Origin of the sequence: Peribacillus butanolivorans, from assembly GCF_001273755.1 — a bacterium.
GTDB classification, from domain to species: Bacteria; Bacillota; Bacilli; order Bacillales; family DSM-1321; genus Peribacillus; species Peribacillus butanolivorans.
In genome coordinates this window covers 214514-231014 of sequence record NZ_LGYA01000005.1, presented here as the reverse complement: position 1 = coordinate 231014, position 16501 = coordinate 214514, and the positions used below count along the sequence as shown (strand labels likewise).

The following is a 16501-nucleotide window of genomic DNA, read 5'->3' as shown; positions in this document are numbered from 1 at the left end:
TAATCCCTCGCTTTCTGATTAGCTTAAAGTTTTTTAAAAAAGTTTAAATAATTCTTTTAAAAGTGCAGTTAAAAATATATTAGCTAACGCAATCGGCAGCAGTACTTTCCAGCCGAACTCCATCAATTGATCGGCCCTTATACGCGGAAAGGTTACACGAATCCAAACCAATACATAAAACACAGCACTAAACTTCAGTCCAAACCAGACAGCCGCCGGAATAAAATCCAGAAACGGTATAGAATTCCATCCCCCTAAAAATAATACAGTGGTTAACGTAGCCATTGCAAACATATACACATATTCTGACAACATAAAGAATGCCCAGCGAAATCCAGAGTATTCAACATGATAACCCGAAACGAGTTCAGATTCCGCTTCCGGAAGATCAAAAGGGACCCTGTTCAACTCAGCTACCGATGCAATAAAAAAAACTATAAACGCAATTGGTTGAAGAAAAATGAACCAAACCTTCTCCTGTGCAGCGACTATATCATTTAAGTTTAAGCTCCCTGTTAACAGGACTATCCCCACTAACGACATCACGAGCGGAATTTCATACGATATCATTTGCGCTGCCGCCCGCATTCCGCCAATCAAAGAGTATTTATTGTTGGATGCCCAGCCTGCCGTGACGATACCAATCGTCGTAATACCGGAAACCGCCATATAATACAATAGTCCGACACCTATATCGGCAAATTGAAATGCATCGGTAAATGGCAATGTAGCAAGGACCATGAAAGCTGGAGCAAAGGCGATTACCGGTGCCAATATATAAAGCGGCTTATCGGCTTTTTTTGGGATTGTATCTTCCTTGATTAAAAGCTTCAAAACATCGGCAACGGTCTGCAAAAGCCCCCATTTACCACCAATCTGATTTGGCCCCACCCGCAACTGCATGAACCCCATGATTTTTCGTTCAGAAAGAATACCATAGGTGACAAACCCTAAAACAACAAATAGGAGCAGCACAGCCAAGCCAAAAAAGATGCCAAAATTCAGTAGACTTGGCGTGGATTGAAGCAAATCCTGGATCATTTATCCATCCACCTCCCCTAATACAATATCGATGGCACCTAGGATCGTTATCAAGTTCGCCATATTTTCCCCTTCCAGTAACTTTGGAAGAATTTGCAGATTATAAAATGAAGGTCGGCGGAATTTTAACCGGTACGGCTCCTTTTTTCCCTCACTTGCGATATAACAGCCGATTTCCCCTCTTGGTGATTCAATTCGGACAAAGGCCTCGCCTTTTGGCACTTTTATTATTTTCGGGACCTTAGCAATGATTGGTCCTGCCGTTGGAAACTGCTCAACCGCCTGCTCAAGGATTTTCAATGATTCTTCAATTTCCTCCATCCTGCAGTGATAGCGTGAAAAAGCATCGCCTTCTTCTCGGGTAGGAATATTAAATTGAAACCTGTTATAAATAGAATATGGTTCATTTTTTCTTAAATCCCATTTTACACCTGTACACCTTAAGTTTGCACCGCTTAGTGAGTACTGAAGCGCTTCTTCCTTCGAATAGGTGCCCACTCCCTTAACTCGGTTCACAAAGATTTCATTCCCTGTTACCAGCTCATGGTAACCAGCTAGCTGCTCCCTCATATAAGGAACAAACTCTGCCACCTTTTCAATCCAGTCTTCAGGAGCATCCCATTTCACACCTCCGACCCGCATATAATTAAATGTAAGTCGTGCACCTGACAATTCAGTCAATAAGTTAACGATCATTTCACGTTCACGAAAAGCATATAAAAAGGGGCTCGTCGCTCCAATATCAAGCAAATAAGTTCCCCACCAAACAAGGTGACTCGCAACTCTGCCTAACTCCATTGCGATTACCCGCAAATACTCTGCCCTGTCGGGGATTTCAACCCCCATCATTGTTTCAACGGCATGACAAAGCACATAATTATTTGTCATTGCGGCCAGATAATCCAGTCGGTCGGTATAGGGAATAATCTGAGTATATTGTAGATCTTCCGCTAATTTTTCCGTACCGCGATGTAGATACCCTATGACAGGTGTAGCCTCTTTTATTATTTCACCATCGATTTTGATGACAAGCCGAAAAACACCATGTGTACTCGGATGCTGTGGCCCTACATTGAGAAGCATTTCTTCCGTTCGTAACATTGGGTTACACCTCCACATCATAAGGCTGATAATCTTTTCGAAGAGGATACCCGACCCAATCCTCACCAAGTAAAATCCGCTTTAAATCAGGGTGTCCCTGAAAGAGGATACCGAGTAAATCGTAGGCTTCACATTCCGGCCAATTTGCCCCCGACCATAAAGGGACTAATGAAGGAACAACTGGAGAATCCCTATCCAGCTTCACTTTCAAGGCAGCCGAATGATTCGTATTAAATGAATATAGGTGAACATAGATTTCCATATGAGTTTCAAAATCTGTTCCATGCAGTTCTGATAAATAGTGAAAGTTCAACTGTTCATCATACCGTAAAATTTTAGCTATTTGAAAATATGTATCTGGTTTAGCAACTAATGTGGGGACATCTTTTGATAGATTATTAATATAGTAATCTGTTAGAGCACCTTGTCCCAAATTCCTTTCAATAGCCTGAACAATTTGATCGAGTATTGATTGGTTTGGTGAAGGTTCATCTGGGGTGTGAACTTCTGTACTCTCCTCTACTCTAGCCCTGGTCTTTGCAGCAGCGGCGGCTTTCGCTTTTGCAGCAGCAATGGCCTTAGCCTTTGCTTTTTCAGGATGCTCTTCTTTGCCCACTAATTCCTTTTTTTTGGCGAGAGCAGCGGCTTTTGCCTTTGCAGCTGCGGCGGCTTTTTGTTTCGCTGCATCCATATTTCCTTCTGATTCTTCTATTCCACTTTCTTTTAATTGTTTTCGGGCGAGAGCAGCGGCTTTTGCCTTTGCAGCTGCGGCGGCTTTTTGTTTCGCTACATCCATATTTCCTTCCGATTCTTCTATTCCACTTTCTTTTGATTGTTTTCGGGCGAGAGCGGCGGCTTTTGCCTTTGCAGCTGCGGCGGCTTTTTGTTTCGCTACATCCATATTTCCTTCCGGTTCTCCTGTAACACTTTCTTTTGACTGCCTTCGGGCTAAAGCAACTGCTTTTGCCTTTGCAGCTGCGGCGGCTTTTTGTTTCGCTACATTCATATTTCCTTCCGGTTCTTCTGTAACACTTTCTTTTGACTGTCTTCGGGCTAAGGCGGCGGCTTTTGCCTTTGCAGCTGCCTCTTTCTTTNGCGGCGCGGCTTTTTGTTTCGCTACATCCATATTTCCTTCCGATTCTTCTATTCCACTTTCTTTTGATTGTTTTCGGGCGAGAGCGGCGGCTTTTGCCTTTGCAGCTGCGGCGGCTTTTTGTTTCGCTACATTCATATTTCCTTCCCGTTCTTCTGTAACACTTTCTTTTGACTGTCTTCGGGCTAAGGCGGCGGCTTTTGCCTTTGCAGCTGCCTCTTTCTTTTGTTGCGCTAAATCCTGCTCTTCACTCATCTATATCACCCGCTTTCCAGTTTTCGCTTCGTAACGGATTTTTTCTTTTAATTTATTAATACCATAAATAAGTGCTGCCGGGTTTGGGGGGCACCCAGGGATATAAACATCAACAGGTACTATTTGATCTACCCCTTTGACAACCGAATATGATCGTACATATGGTCCTCCTGCAGTTGCACAAGACCCCATAGCAATAACCCATTTCGGCTCTGGCATTTGGTCGTACAATCTCCTTATTATCGGAGCCATTTTTTTCGTTACAGTGCCAGAAACAATCATGACATCCGATTGTCTAGGTGATGTTCGGAAAAAAGAGCCAAAACGGTCCAAATCATAATGAGAGGAACCCACTCCCATCATTTCAATCGCACAGCATGCTAAACCAAAAGTCATTGGCCATAGGGAATTACTTCTTGCCCAGGCCTTTACTTGTTCAAGTGTGGATAAAAAAATACTGTGACGCAATTCTTCCATTTCTGCAGGAGTAAGGTCGTCTAATTTTAATTCCACTTTAACACCTTCTTTTTCCAAGCGTAGATTAGTCCTAATAAAAGGATAAGGACAAAAAATAACATTTCAATTAGCGCAAACAGCCCCAGCTCGTCGTAAGCTACTGCCCATGGGTAAAGGAAAACAGTTTCTACATCAAAAATGACGAACATCAAGCCAAATAAATAATACCTGACATTGAACTGAACTCTTGAATCCTGAAAAGGCTCGATCCCACTTTCATAAGTCGTGTATTTCATATCATTCGGTTTGTACGGTCTAAGCAGTCTTCCAAAAAATAATGCGACTAAAGGTAGTAAAATGCCAAGACTAAGAAAAACAAATACAATTAAATAGTTATTTTGGTAAATATGCAGCTGTCCCATGTCCATCTCCCTTTATAGAGAAATCATGTTTAATAGGTGTATTTTTAACTTGCTTGTCTTCTTTTTTTATTGGAATCTTGTTTTAAATATTTATGCAGTGCTACAATTTTTTAGAAGTAACGTGACAAAGAGGGGGCCAGAAGTAATAAATGTAAGCGTATACATTATATCATCCAGAAATTAGTATGTCGATGAAGTAAGGGTTAATATGGAAAATACTTTACACTATAATTCGATATTTTTTATGAAATTTCAGCAGATTTTTTCTTATTTCGACGTTCAAATGCAGAAATTATGAGTTTGTATGATAATAAGCTCTTTTAAAGGCAGTTTAGATTGCATGACTAAAATAAAAAACACCAGGACTCTCCGCAAATAGAAAGTCCTGGTGTTTTGATTATATAAAATTATCGCATTTCTGCAATTTGAATCCGATTGATAGCACGTTTAAGCGATAAATCAGCTCTTTTGGTATCATTTGATCCATCATTGTTCTGCAATCTTTGTTCCGCACGTGCTTTTGCTGCTTGAGCGCGTGCAAGATCGATAGTTTCAGCTCTTTCAGCAGATTGAGCTAAAATGGTTACCACATCAGGGCGAACTTCTAAGAAGCCACCGTTTACAGCTACATAGTCTGTGTTGCTTCCATTTTTAAGACGGACAGCACCGATGGTAAGAGGAGCTACAGTTGGAACGTGTCCAGCCATAATTCCCAGCTCACCACTTTTAGCTTTAGTGCTTACCATTTCAACTTCTGCATCATATACTGGGCCATCGGGAGTAACAACATTGACTTTAATGGTCTTCATTTCATTCCCTCCTAGGTCCCTTTAATTAAGCCATTTCTTTTGCTTTAGCAATAACTTCTTCGATGCGACCAACTAGACGGAAAGCATCTTCAGGAAGTTCGTCGTATTTTCCAGCTAGGATATCTTTGAATCCTTGGACTGTTTCTTTAACTGGTACATAAGATCCCTTTTGACCAGTAAATTGTTCAGCCACGTGGAAGTTTTGTGACAAGAAGTTTTGAATTCTACGAGCACGGGCAACGATTACTTTTTCGTCTTCGCTTAACTCGTCCATACCCAAGATCGCAATAATATCTTGAAGTTCTTTATATTTCTGTAAAGTTGATTGAACTTGACGAGCTACTTTATAGTGCTCAGCTCCAACGACTTCCGGGCTAAGAGCACGAGAAGAAGAAGCCAATGGATCAACTGCTGGGTAGATACCCATTTCAGAAAGTTTACGCTCAAGGTTAGTTGTTGCATCTAAGTGAGCGAAAGTTGTAGCTGGAGCCGGATCCGTATAGTCATCGGCAGGTACATAGATCGCTTGAATAGATGTAACAGAACCTTTATTAGTTGATGTGATACGTTCTTGTAATTGACCCATTTCTGTAGCAAGGGTTGGTTGGTAACCTACCGCTGAAGGCATACGGCCTAGAAGGGCAGAAACCTCTGAACCTGCTTGAGTGAAACGGAAGATGTTATCGATGAAGAAAAGAACGTCTTGTCCTTGTTCGTCACGGAAATATTCAGCCATTGTCAAACCACTTAAAGCTACACGCATACGTGCACCTGGTGGCTCGTTCATTTGTCCGAATACCATCGCTGTTTTCTTAATAACACCAGAATCAGTCATCTCGTAGAAAAGGTCATTTCCTTCACGAGTACGCTCACCTACACCAGCGAATACTGAAATACCGCCGTGCTCTTGTGCGATGTTATTAATAAGTTCTTGGATAAGTACAGTTTTACCAACACCGGCACCACCAAAGAGACCGATTTTACCACCTTTGATGTAAGGTGCAAGTAAATCTACTACTTTAATACCAGTTTCAAGAATTTCAACTGATGTTGATAAGTTCTCAAAAGTTGGTGCTTGTCTGTGAATTGGATCACGACGTACTTCAGCTGTAAGTGGTTCAAATAGGTCAATGTTTTCCCCTAATACGTTGAAAACGCGACCTAGAGTTACTTCACCTACAGGAACGGAAATTGGAGCTCCTGTATCAACAGTCTCTGCACCACGAGTTAAACCATCCGTGGAAGACATTGCTACAGTACGAACTGTATTATCACCTAGTTGAAGGGCTACTTCAAGAGTTAGTCCTGTACCAGACGCTGTATTTTCGATTCTTAACGCGTTATAGATCTTAGGAAGTTGTCCGTCTTCGAATTTCACGTCAACAACCGGACCCATAACTTGAGTAACGCGTCCTATATTCATCGTTTTCCCTCCTAACGTGCTTATAACGACTATCAAGTTTATGGAACGGCCAACATATCGTCCGGGCCGACCGTCCCTTTAATAATTTTATTCTAAAGCTGCTGCACCGCCAACAATTTCCGTGATTTCTTGAGTAATTGCGGCCTGACGTGCACGGTTATATTGCAATGAAAGTGAATCGATCAATTCTTTCGCATTATCGGTTGCATTTTTCATTGCAGTCATACGTGCAGAGTGCTCACTTGCTTTACCATCTAACAAAGCACCATAAATTAAACTTTCTGCGTACTGAGGTAGTAATACCTCAAGAATTTCTTCAGCATTCGGTTCAAATTCATAAGAAGTCAATGTTGCATTGGAAGTATTAAAGTCAGCTAAAGGAAGGACTTGCGTTTCCGTTACATCCTGCTGGATTGGGCTGACATAATGGTTATAGTACATATAAAGCTCATCACACAGTTCATTTAGATACAAATTCACTGTAGATTTAGCAAGGGAGCTAATGTCAGCAAAAGACGGCTGATCAGGAACCCCAATTACTTCAAGCTCTACGTGCATATTACGGCTGACAAAGAAATCACGGCCAACCCTTCCGATTGCGATAATGACGAACTCATCATTGGATTTATGGCGTTCAAGAATAGTTTTATGAACGTGGCGAAGGATACTACTGTTGTAGGCTCCTGCCAATCCGCGGTCCGATGTGATTACCAGGTAACCGGTTTTCTTCACTGGACGTGAGACAAGCATTGGATGAGATGCATCCGTACTTCCGTTCGCAATACTTGATACTACTTCTTGAATTTTATCCATATATGGAACATATGCTTTAGCATTCGCTTCTGCACGGTTCATTTTAGAAGCAGATACCATCTGCATCGCTTTTGTAATTTGACTCGTCTTTTTCGTTGAAGTAATCCGAGACTTAATATCGCGTAAAGAGGCCATTCATTCTCACCACCCTTTATAAATTAGTTAGACCTTATTATTCAGAAATAACGAAATTCTTTTTGAACTCGTTAATTGCAGCAACGATAGCAGCGTCTTCAGGAAGACCTTTAGTTGTGCGAATGTGATCTAATAATTCTGGATGAGAACGATCTAGGAACACATAGTATTCTTCTTCAAAACGAAGGATATCCGATACTGGAATATCATCTAAATGACCTTTAGTTAATGCATAGAAAATCATGACTTGTTTTTCAACTTTAATTGGTTTGTTTAGATCTTGCTTAAGAACTTCAACTGTACGAGCACCACGGTTAAGTTTTGCTTGTGTAGCAGCATCAAGATCAGAACCGAATTGAGAGAATGCTTCCAATTCACGATAAGAAGCTAAGTCTAGACGTAATGTACCAGCAACTTTTTTCATCGCTTTAATTTGTGCAGATCCACCAACACGGGATACGGAAAGACCAGCGTTAATCGCAGGACGTACACCTGAGAAGAACAAATCAGATTGTAAGAAGATTTGTCCATCTGTGATGGAAATAACGTTTGTTGGAATATAAGCAGAGATATCGCCTGCTTGTGTTTCAACAAATGGAAGCGCAGTGATTGAACCAGCACCTAAAGTGTCATTCAATTTAGCTGCACGCTCAAGTAAGCGGGAGTGCAAGTAGAATACATCCCCAGGGAAAGCTTCACGACCTGGAGGACGGCGAAGCAGCAAGGAAAGTTCACGGTATGCTGATGCTTGTTTAGAAAGATCATCATAAACCACTAAAACGTGCTTGCCAGCAAACATAAACTCTTCACCCATAGTCACACCAGCATATGGAGCTAGGTATAAAAGTGGTGCTGGTTGAGAAGCTGATGCAGATACAACGATTGTGTAATCTAATGCACCATTTTTACGTAGTGTTTCAACTGTTCCACGAACTGTTGATTCTTTTTGGCCAATAGCAACATAAATACAGATCATGTTTTGGTCAGCTTGGTTAAGGATTGTATCGATCGCAACTGATGTTTTACCAGTTTGACGGTCACCAATGATTAATTCACGTTGTCCACGTCCGATTGGTACTAGAGCATCGATAGCTTTAATCCCTGTTTGTAATGGTTCATGAACAGATTTACGGTCCATAACACCTGTAGCAGGGCTTTCGATTGGACGAGTTTTTGTTGTAGCGATTGGGCCAAGACCATCTAATGGCTGTCCAAGCGGATTTACAACACGTCCGATTAATTCTTCTCCAACTGGTACTTCCATGATTCTTCCTGTACGGCGTACTTCACTGCCTTCTTGAATGTCTCTGAAAGGTCCAAGAATAACAACACCTACGTTATTTTGCTCAAGGTTTTGTGCTAAACCCATTGAACCATTGGAAAATTCTAAGAGCTCCCCAGACATTGCATTATCTAAACCATGAACGCGTGCGATACCATCACCAACAGTGATAACTGTACCTACATCGCTTACTTTAATTTCCGACTGATAGTTTTCAATCTGCTTTTTAATCAGCGCACTGATTTCTTCAGCTTTGATGCTCATGAATTTCACCCCTATCTGTGAATATTAACCTAATAGTTGTTTGCTAAGACGACCAAGCTTACCGCTAATCGTTCCGTCATATATGCGGTTACCGATTTGAAGTTTGATGCCGCCAAGAATATTGGTATCCGTAATATTAGTAATGCGTAAATTTCTTTTACCGATTTTTGCAGCAAAAGATGAAGACACAGCTTCCATTTCTGATTCAGTCAATGGACGAACTGTATAGACAGTTGCATCCGCAACTGAGTTTTCTTCATTCGCAAGTTCAATAAACTCTTGTGCCATAGCAGTCACTTCATCTGTACGATGACGCTCTACCATTAACATTACTGTGTTTTGAACGGAAGAAGAAAGGCTTGCAAATGCATTTGCAATCAAAGCACTTTTTGCATCTTTAGTCATTTTAGGATGAGCTAAGAAGCTTAATAGCTCATTATCATTTGTAAAAACTTCATTCACTATGCGAAGCTCTTCTTCAAGTTGGTTAATGAGATTTTGCTCTTTCGCAATTTGGAAAAGGGCAACGGCATAACGCTTTGCTACTGTTATATCGCTCATTTCCCTTCTCCTGCCTCTTGAATGTAGTCATTAATCAATTGCTCTTGATCAGCTTCAGAAAGTTCTTTTTCAATTACTTTAGAAGCAATAAGTACGGATAAAGATGCCACTTGCTCGCGTAATGCTGTAATAGCTTTTTCTTTTTCCTGTACAATTTCACGCTTCGCTGATTCTTTAACACGTTCAGCTTCAAGACGTGCTTGATTCACGATATCTTCACGCTGTGCTTCACCTTGAAGTTTTGCGTTTTCTATAAGTTGTCCCGCTTCAGTGCGAGATTGTTTTACGATTTCACGTTGTTCTTCTAAATATTTAAGTGCTTCTTGTCTGCTAGCTTCCGCTGCTTGAATTTCATTTGCAACATGTTCTTCACGTTGAGTCATGATGCCCATTAGAGGACCCCATGCAAATTTCTTCAGCAACGCTAACAAAATGATAAACATTACTAATTGGAATAACATGTCTCCGCCATTAAAGCCATGAGACGTTGACCCAAGTACAAAGCTGCTTGTTAACACGCTTGGTTCACTCCCTTCACGAGTTTCACTTCTTAAAGCGTTCATTCATATGAACTTTTAGAAAACTATGCTCTTAAACTGTATAAAAACAGGATTGTGGACATAAAGGAAAGGCGAAGGTTCACATGGAACGAACTTCGCCATTTTTGAACTTTTTAAAGGTTCTATTAACCACCATATACCATAAACGCAATTACTACCGCGATGATAGGCATCGCTTCAACTAAACCTACACCGATGAACATTGTTGTTTGAAGCATACCGCGAGCTTCTGGTTGACGAGCGATACCTTCTACTGTTCTTGAAACGATAAGACCATTACCAATACCTGCACCTAGTGCTGCTAAACCAATTGCAATTGCTGCTGCAAGAAGACCTACTGAACCTGTCATTATAAATATCCTCCTTAAATTGTATCAAAATTTTATTTTTTTAGTTCTAAATGAACTTATAATTAATGGTCGTCACTGACTTTATGAGACAGATAAACCATTGTTAACGTAACAAAGATAAACGCTTGGATACTACCGACGAAAATACTATAGCCTTGCCATACTAATGTAGGCACAATTGCACCAATAAATCCGGCAGGTCCACTAAATGCTAACGTCCCTGCTAATAAACCTAGCAAAACTTCACCAGCATAAATGTTACCATATAGACGCAGACCAAGTGTCAAGGAGTTTGTAAATTCCTCTACAAGTGTCATTGGGTTTTTGTAAGCTTTAAAGTAACCCTTGGCGCCTTTCATTTTTATAGCATAGTAATGCGTTAAACCTAAAACCATGACTGCAAGAGTCAATGTGATAACTGGGTCGGCTGTTGGTGATTTCCACCAAAGCACTCCATCGTAACTAATTGCAAACGGAAGACCTAGCATATTGGACACAAAAATGTACATTAGCAAAGTCATACCAAGCAGTTGAAACTGACCACCTGTTCTCCAGTCCATGTTACTATTAATAATCCCCTTAACAAAATCCATAATCCATTCCATGAAATTCTGCATGCCAGTTGGCTTCATTGCTAACTTACGTGTACCAATCACTGCAATTAAGAACACAACAAGACTCGCAATTGTTATCATTAGGACATTACTTAAGTTAAAAGTTAGACCCATAAAATCGTGTAAGGGTGCTTCATGATTCAACTATATTCACCTCTCTTCCCCGCTATCGACGTATTAATTGGATGAAAAAATCTATAAAAATGACGATATAAGCTGTCATTAATCCCCATACAACACTAATCAGATGAAAATGCTCCGGAAATTCCAATGCAAGGAGTACCGCTAGACCTGCGGATGCCATTCGTGTCATCGTTCCAAGAGATTTAGTTTTCTTTCCTTCATCAAGCGCCTGACTGAATTTTTTCATTTTCTGATTAATCAGCCATAAATTGTATAAACTCAAACTCGTACCCAGTATAAGCCCAGCAAAAACGGCTTGATAACTCGTAAGTCCCCATCCAACAACATAAACCGCCAGAAGAAAAATTATATATTTACTCTGCCTGTTGAACATGATTTTCATTTCTGGCATTTTTCATTTAATCTCCTGAGAAATATTTTCGAACTGAATGGAGCATTGCTTGTAAACCTAATGCAAGTCCACAAAGAAGGCCAATTACTAATAGCAGCGGTTCGAATCAAGGGTTCTGTCAAATCATCTTTCTAAAAAGAAGATACCGATCAAAACTGATCCGACTATTTGAGAAAGAATCGCTGACATCAAAGTCATAGCCATTAATAGACGGCAATTTATTTGACGAAAGTTGCATCCTCGCGGTTGAAATTTGGTGGAGGATAGAAAACATTTCATGCTGTAAAAATCTGCATGTTGGGCTCCTGAAAACCCTCTCATTTTACATCCTTAGTTAGCATACAATAGGCAAGAATCAATGTCAATGAGTGGTTAGTGAAATTTGTCACAGGTTTGTAATTATTAACGAATTGTTCACAAATTATCTTTTTATTACTATTGACATACGTTTTATTTTACTTATTGTCATTTCTTCACTCAATAAGTAACGTCTTTTCTATCCGATCTTCTCTTCCATTCCTTCTTGCAAATATTATTGCTTTATATACACCTTTAGGCGGCAAGTCTTTTCTATATATATTTTTTTTGGTCAAACCTGAGGGTGCTGGTTTCGACCAATCCATATATCCGGCAAATTTTAAGGTGTCTGCGTCATAAAGAGCAATCCCGAATTCTTCAGCTCCTCGAGGTAGATACATCTCGTATCGATATGTGCCGGCCTGGTCGCCTTGGCCGAATTCAAACCCCATTACTCTTGGATAATCCGGTTCTTCTTTAACGTATAAATAAGGGAGCGAAATTTTTTTACTTCCTTCCATTATAATTAGGTACCCATCATAAACCCCCTTCTTGAGTTCAGACGGGTTTACTTGAAGTCCCACATCGATTGCTTTCTTTTCACTTGGATTTAAAGTAATCGATTTCGGCAAATCCCAAATGAGTCCCTTCTCTTTTAATGGGACAAGAAAAGAGTACCTCCTAATCTTCTTTCCTGTATTTTCAAGGACAATCGGTTCATGATGCTCTTCAATTCCCTCTTTTTTTGTATACATTCCAAATGACAAAGAACTTGGATACAGCAGTGTGTCTGCTTTTAATGCTTCAGCAACCTGGATGCGGCCAGCTCCCTGTTCATATGTATGATACAGTTGACGTGCCGTTTTACTTAATGGCTTAGAAGTACTCATCAAGGCTGACTTTACTTGTTCAGGAGTCCACTCCGGATGCTTTTGTAAAATTAAAGCGCACGCACCTGCAACATGCGGGGCAGACATACTTGTGCCAGCTAAGGACATATATCCCTTAGGAATGGTGCTTTCAATCTCAACTCCAGGCGCTAACACGTCTGGCTTAATCCCCCAAGATACCGTTACCGGTCCCCTCGAGCTAAAATCAGCCAGTCTATCTTGCTCCTTCTTATATACAAAATGAACTTTTTCGTGTTTTTTTTGATCCACAAATTTCTTAAGTCGTAATCCATCTCTTCTATTAATAGATGAAACTGGTATATTCATCTCTTTTTCTAAGCTACCGGTAAAGGTTCCGTTCGTATTATTATATATAATTACCGCTTTCGCTCCTGCCTTTTCAGCATTGGATACTTTCTCCTGAAAGGTAAGTGTACCACGCTCAAGTAACACGATTTTATCTTTAACATGTTTTAGCTCATTTTCGTTTCCGATATTTCCATAAATTACTTCTTCCGAAAAAGTTAAGTTCCACTTCTTTGAGCCTTGAAATAGAGTCAAATAAGATTGATACTTTTTTGACCCAAGTCCGTAAACCATATATGGAACCTTCAACGGAGGAGTTGACGCCCCTACCGAAATCGCTTTTTCTGCTGTCCCAGGCGAACCCACAGTCCAAACAGCCGGCCCAGAATTGCCGTTTGATGTGACAGCAACGATTCCGCTTTCCACCGCTTTATTTAAGGCTAGCGAAATAGGTAAATCAGGTCCATTGACATTGTTCCCAAGAGAAAGGTTTAAAACATCTACCTTATCTTTCATTGCTGACTCAATAGCCGTCAAGACTTGCTCTGTATCTCCTGCACCTCCTGGACCCAATGCCCGATATGCATAAATCTCTGCTTCTGGAGCGACACCCACCATTTTTCCATTGGCTGCAATAATACCCGCAACATGGGTTCCATGTATTGTATCTAAACCTCCCATGTTCTTCGTTTCCATCGGGTCTTCATCACTATCAACTAAATCTTTTCCTCCTTTATAATTACGCTGCAAATCTGGATGTGTATAATCAATCCCTGTATCGATAATCCCTACTTTTACTCCTTTCCCGGTTATCCGGTGATTCTTTTTATCAAAGAAACTCCTCACCCTGTCTCCTCCAATGAAAGGGACACTTTCATCTAGCAAGGCATGATATATAGATACTTCAGTAACAGCTTGAATCACACTCTCCTTCTTAAGTTGTTCAATTTCATTCTTTTTCCCATATACAGAAAATCCATCAAGGGCAACCGTATAAATATTACGTAAATGAAGGGATGGATACTTTTCAAGCAGCTTATTAATCTTTTCTTGTGAAATCGGGCTTTCCATCGTGACTACAACCGTTACTTTCTTAGATTCAGATAACTTTGGTAATGGCGGCAGAATGACAGAGGCTAATCCTTTTTCATTTGAGAAAAAAAATATTAAAAGGAAAACAGACAATATAAAAGATATCTTTCTCAACATAATCATCCCCTTAGCAGTTATCTTTTCTCAACTACCTTGGAGTATGCAAATAAAAAAGGAAAAGCCAATTGGCTTTTCCTTTTTTATGGTTCAAATCTTGTTGGCGGTACACTGACTTGCTTAAAATAGTAACGTACGGCTTCAGCAATTCGGGCTGAAGCATTTCCGTCCCCATATGGATTAGAGGCCTTAGCCATTTTTTTGTGTTCTTCATGATTGGTTAGCAATTCATGCGCCATTTTAAAAATGGTCTGTTCATCCGTACCCGCCAGTCTTAAGGTGCCTGCTGCAATCCCCTCCGGGCGTTCAGTCGTATCTCGCAAAACAAGAACAGGTACACCAAGTGATGGTGCCTCTTCCTGGATGCCTCCGGAGTCAGTCAAAATCAAATAGGCTCTTGATGCAAAGTTATGAAAATCCAATACGTCCAGCGGTTCGATTAAATGGACACGCGGATTATCACCGAGAATCTCGTTTGCTAGCTCTTGAACAGCGGGATTTAAATGGACAGGATAAACCACTTGAACATCGTCATGATCTGCAACGATTTTTTTGACAGCCCTAAAGATATTCCTCATAGGCTCCCCTAGGTTTTCCCTGCGGTGAGCTGTAAGTAAAATGAGCCGGTCATCTTCCAATTTATTTAAAACTGGATGAGAATACGTGGACCGCACTGTCGTTTTTAAGGCATCGGTTGCCGTATTTCCCGTCACGAATATGTTTTCTTTCTTGTTTTCATTCAGCAAATTCTCTTCCGCTTTTGAGGTCGGCGCAAAATGTAAGTCTGCCATAGTTCCGGTAAGCTGTCGATTCATCTCTTCCGGATAGGGGGAATACTTATTCCATGTGCGCAGCCCTGCTTCCACATGTCCAATGACGATTTGATTATAAAAAGCAGCTAAACTGGCTACAAAGGTTGTAGTTGTATCACCATGAACAAGAACAATGTCAGGTTTAGCTTCCTTCATTATAGAGTCCAGACCACTTAATGCTCTATTTGTAATATCAGCAAGCGTTTGCCTTTCCTTCATTATATTCAAATCATAATCGGGTTGAATGGAAAATAAGTCGAGAACTTGATCTAACATTTGTCGATGCTGAGCCGTAACAGCAACGATTGGTTTGAAATATTCTGGGTGTTTTTGAAATTCGAGTACTAAGGGCGCCATTTTGACAGCTTCTGGTCTCGTTCCAAAAATCGTCATGACCTTAATCGGTTGGTTCAATCGTGACACCTCAGTTTCTTTCTATTATTTTGTGCCGAATAAACGATCTCCCGCGTCTCCTAGACCTGGAACGATGTAGCCATGTTCATTCAGTTTTTCGTCAAGCCCTGCAATATAAATATCCACATCAGGATGCGCTTCTTTTAATGCTTCTACGCCTTCTGGGGCTGCAATTAGGCACATGAATTTGATGTTAACTGCACCGCGCTTTTTAATAGAATTGATAGCTTCAATAGCAGAACCGCCTGTCGCTAACATTGGGTCAACAACAATGCATTCTCTTTCTGCCAAATCGCTTGGCATTTTCGCATAATATTCAACCGGTTTTAATGTTTCTGGATCACGGTAAAGACCGACATGACCTACCTTTGCAGCAGGAATCAATTTAATAATTCCGTCCACCATTCCAATACCAGCACGTAAAATTGGAACGATACCAACTTTTTTACCAGAAAGCATTTTTACTTTCGCTTTGCTGACTGGTGTTTGGATTTCTACTTCTTCAAGCGGCATGTCTCTTGTAATTTCAAATGCCATTAATGACGCAACTTCATCTACTAGTTCGCGGAATTCTTTTGTTCCTGTATTTATATCACGTATATAGGCTAATTTGTGTTGAATTAACGGGTGATCGAAAACATAAACTTTTCCCATTTAGCATCTCTCCAATTCTATTGCTTAATTTTGCTCTTTTTATAATTTCCCTATTCGTTTAGAAAAATTTTCGTATCTTTTAAAATTCACTTCAACCTATTTTACAGAAAAAAGGTTCAATCTTCAATAAAGGTTTAGATGTCAGACCTATTTTCACTATTCTGACTCTTCAAAACACACTCTTCTCTGTGTCTATCTATTTAAG

General features: G+C 40.4%; 16 protein-coding genes and 2 pseudogenes. All 18 read right to left on the bottom strand.

Annotation, left to right across the window (positions count from 1 at the left end; all coding sequences use genetic code 11):
* Window positions 1-33 precede the first annotated feature (33 nt).
* The 18 genes and pseudogenes from nuoH to upp all read right to left on the bottom strand — a co-directional run bounded on the left by nuoH (window position 34) and on the right by upp (window position 16296).
* Entirely contained in the window at window positions 34-1041 is a 1008-nt protein-coding gene (gene nuoH / locus AKG34_RS23165) for an NADH-quinone oxidoreductase subunit NuoH (protein WP_053348493.1), read from the bottom strand.
* Window positions 1042-2142 (bottom strand): NADH-quinone oxidoreductase subunit D, encoded by a 1101-nt coding sequence (locus AKG34_RS23160; protein WP_053348492.1) that lies wholly within the window; start codon window positions 2140-2142, stop codon window positions 1042-1044. It abuts the gene before it with no gap.
* 4 nt (window positions 2143-2146) lie between these two features.
* Window positions 2147-3236, bottom strand: a pseudogene (locus AKG34_RS23155) (NADH-quinone oxidoreductase subunit C); the annotation flags it as partial.
* A gap of 254 nt (window positions 3237-3490) precedes the next feature.
* Window positions 3491-3967: a NuoB/complex I 20 kDa subunit family protein gene (locus tag AKG34_RS23150; protein WP_176527554.1), complete on the bottom strand. Its 477-nt coding sequence runs from the start codon at window positions 3965-3967 to the stop codon at window positions 3491-3493.
* Window positions 3968-3993: 26 nt separating this feature from the next.
* On the bottom strand, window positions 3994-4368 hold the full coding sequence (locus AKG34_RS23145) for an NADH-quinone oxidoreductase subunit A (RefSeq protein ID WP_053348489.1): 375 nt from the start codon (window positions 4366-4368) through the stop codon (window positions 3994-3996).
* Window positions 4369-4775: 407 nt separating this feature from the next.
* Window positions 4776-5177, bottom strand: a complete 402-nt coding sequence (locus AKG34_RS23140) for a F0F1 ATP synthase subunit epsilon (protein WP_053348488.1) — start codon at window positions 5175-5177, stop codon at window positions 4776-4778.
* Window positions 5178-5202: 25 nt separating this feature from the next.
* On the bottom strand, window positions 5203-6600 hold the full coding sequence (gene atpD / locus AKG34_RS23135) for a F0F1 ATP synthase subunit beta (protein WP_053348487.1): 1398 nt from the start codon (window positions 6598-6600) through the stop codon (window positions 5203-5205).
* 87 nt (window positions 6601-6687) lie between these two features.
* Window positions 6688-7548: a F0F1 ATP synthase subunit gamma gene (locus tag AKG34_RS23130; protein WP_053348486.1), complete on the bottom strand. Its 861-nt coding sequence runs from the start codon at window positions 7546-7548 to the stop codon at window positions 6688-6690.
* A 37-nt stretch (window positions 7549-7585) separates the two neighbouring features.
* Window positions 7586-9094, bottom strand: coding sequence for a F0F1 ATP synthase subunit alpha (atpA, locus tag AKG34_RS23125; RefSeq protein ID WP_053348485.1), 1509 nt, complete (start codon window positions 9092-9094; stop codon window positions 7586-7588).
* Window positions 9095-9118: 24 nt separating this feature from the next.
* Window positions 9119-9655, bottom strand: coding sequence for a F0F1 ATP synthase subunit delta (locus AKG34_RS23120; protein ID WP_053348484.1), 537 nt, complete (start codon window positions 9653-9655; stop codon window positions 9119-9121).
* A complete protein-coding gene (atpF, locus tag AKG34_RS23115) occupies window positions 9652-10173 on the bottom strand; it encodes a F0F1 ATP synthase subunit B (RefSeq protein WP_053348862.1) in 522 nt (173 codons plus the stop codon). The genes AKG34_RS23120 and atpF overlap by 4 nt, the downstream gene beginning before the upstream one ends.
* A 167-nt stretch (window positions 10174-10340) precedes the next feature.
* Window positions 10341-10565 carry a F0F1 ATP synthase subunit C gene (atpE, locus tag AKG34_RS23110; RefSeq protein ID WP_048685857.1) on the bottom strand — a complete coding sequence of 75 codons (225 nt, stop codon included), beginning with the start codon at window positions 10563-10565 and terminating at the stop codon, window positions 10341-10343.
* Between the two features lie 62 nt (window positions 10566-10627).
* Window positions 10628-11323: a F0F1 ATP synthase subunit A gene (gene atpB / locus AKG34_RS23105; protein ID WP_053348483.1), complete on the bottom strand. Its 696-nt coding sequence runs from the start codon at window positions 11321-11323 to the stop codon at window positions 10628-10630.
* A 22-nt stretch (window positions 11324-11345) separates the two neighbouring features.
* Window positions 11346-11714, bottom strand: coding sequence for an ATP synthase subunit I (locus AKG34_RS23100; RefSeq protein WP_053348482.1), 369 nt, complete (start codon window positions 11712-11714; stop codon window positions 11346-11348).
* Between the two features lie 7 nt (window positions 11715-11721).
* Window positions 11722-11912: pseudogene (locus AKG34_RS29070) on the bottom strand (AtpZ/AtpI family protein).
* Window positions 11913-12187: 275 nt separating this feature from the next.
* Window positions 12188-14416, bottom strand: a complete 2229-nt coding sequence (locus AKG34_RS23095) for a S8 family serine peptidase (RefSeq protein ID WP_083450947.1) — start codon at window positions 14414-14416, stop codon at window positions 12188-12190.
* Window positions 14417-14499: 83 nt separating this feature from the next.
* Window positions 14500-15621, bottom strand: coding sequence for a non-hydrolyzing UDP-N-acetylglucosamine 2-epimerase (wecB, locus tag AKG34_RS23090; protein ID WP_053348860.1), 1122 nt, complete (start codon window positions 15619-15621; stop codon window positions 14500-14502).
* 45 nt (window positions 15622-15666) lie between these two features.
* Window positions 15667-16296, bottom strand: coding sequence for a uracil phosphoribosyltransferase (upp, locus tag AKG34_RS23085; RefSeq protein ID WP_053348481.1), 630 nt, complete (start codon window positions 16294-16296; stop codon window positions 15667-15669).
* Between the last annotated feature and the right edge of the window lie 205 nt (window positions 16297-16501).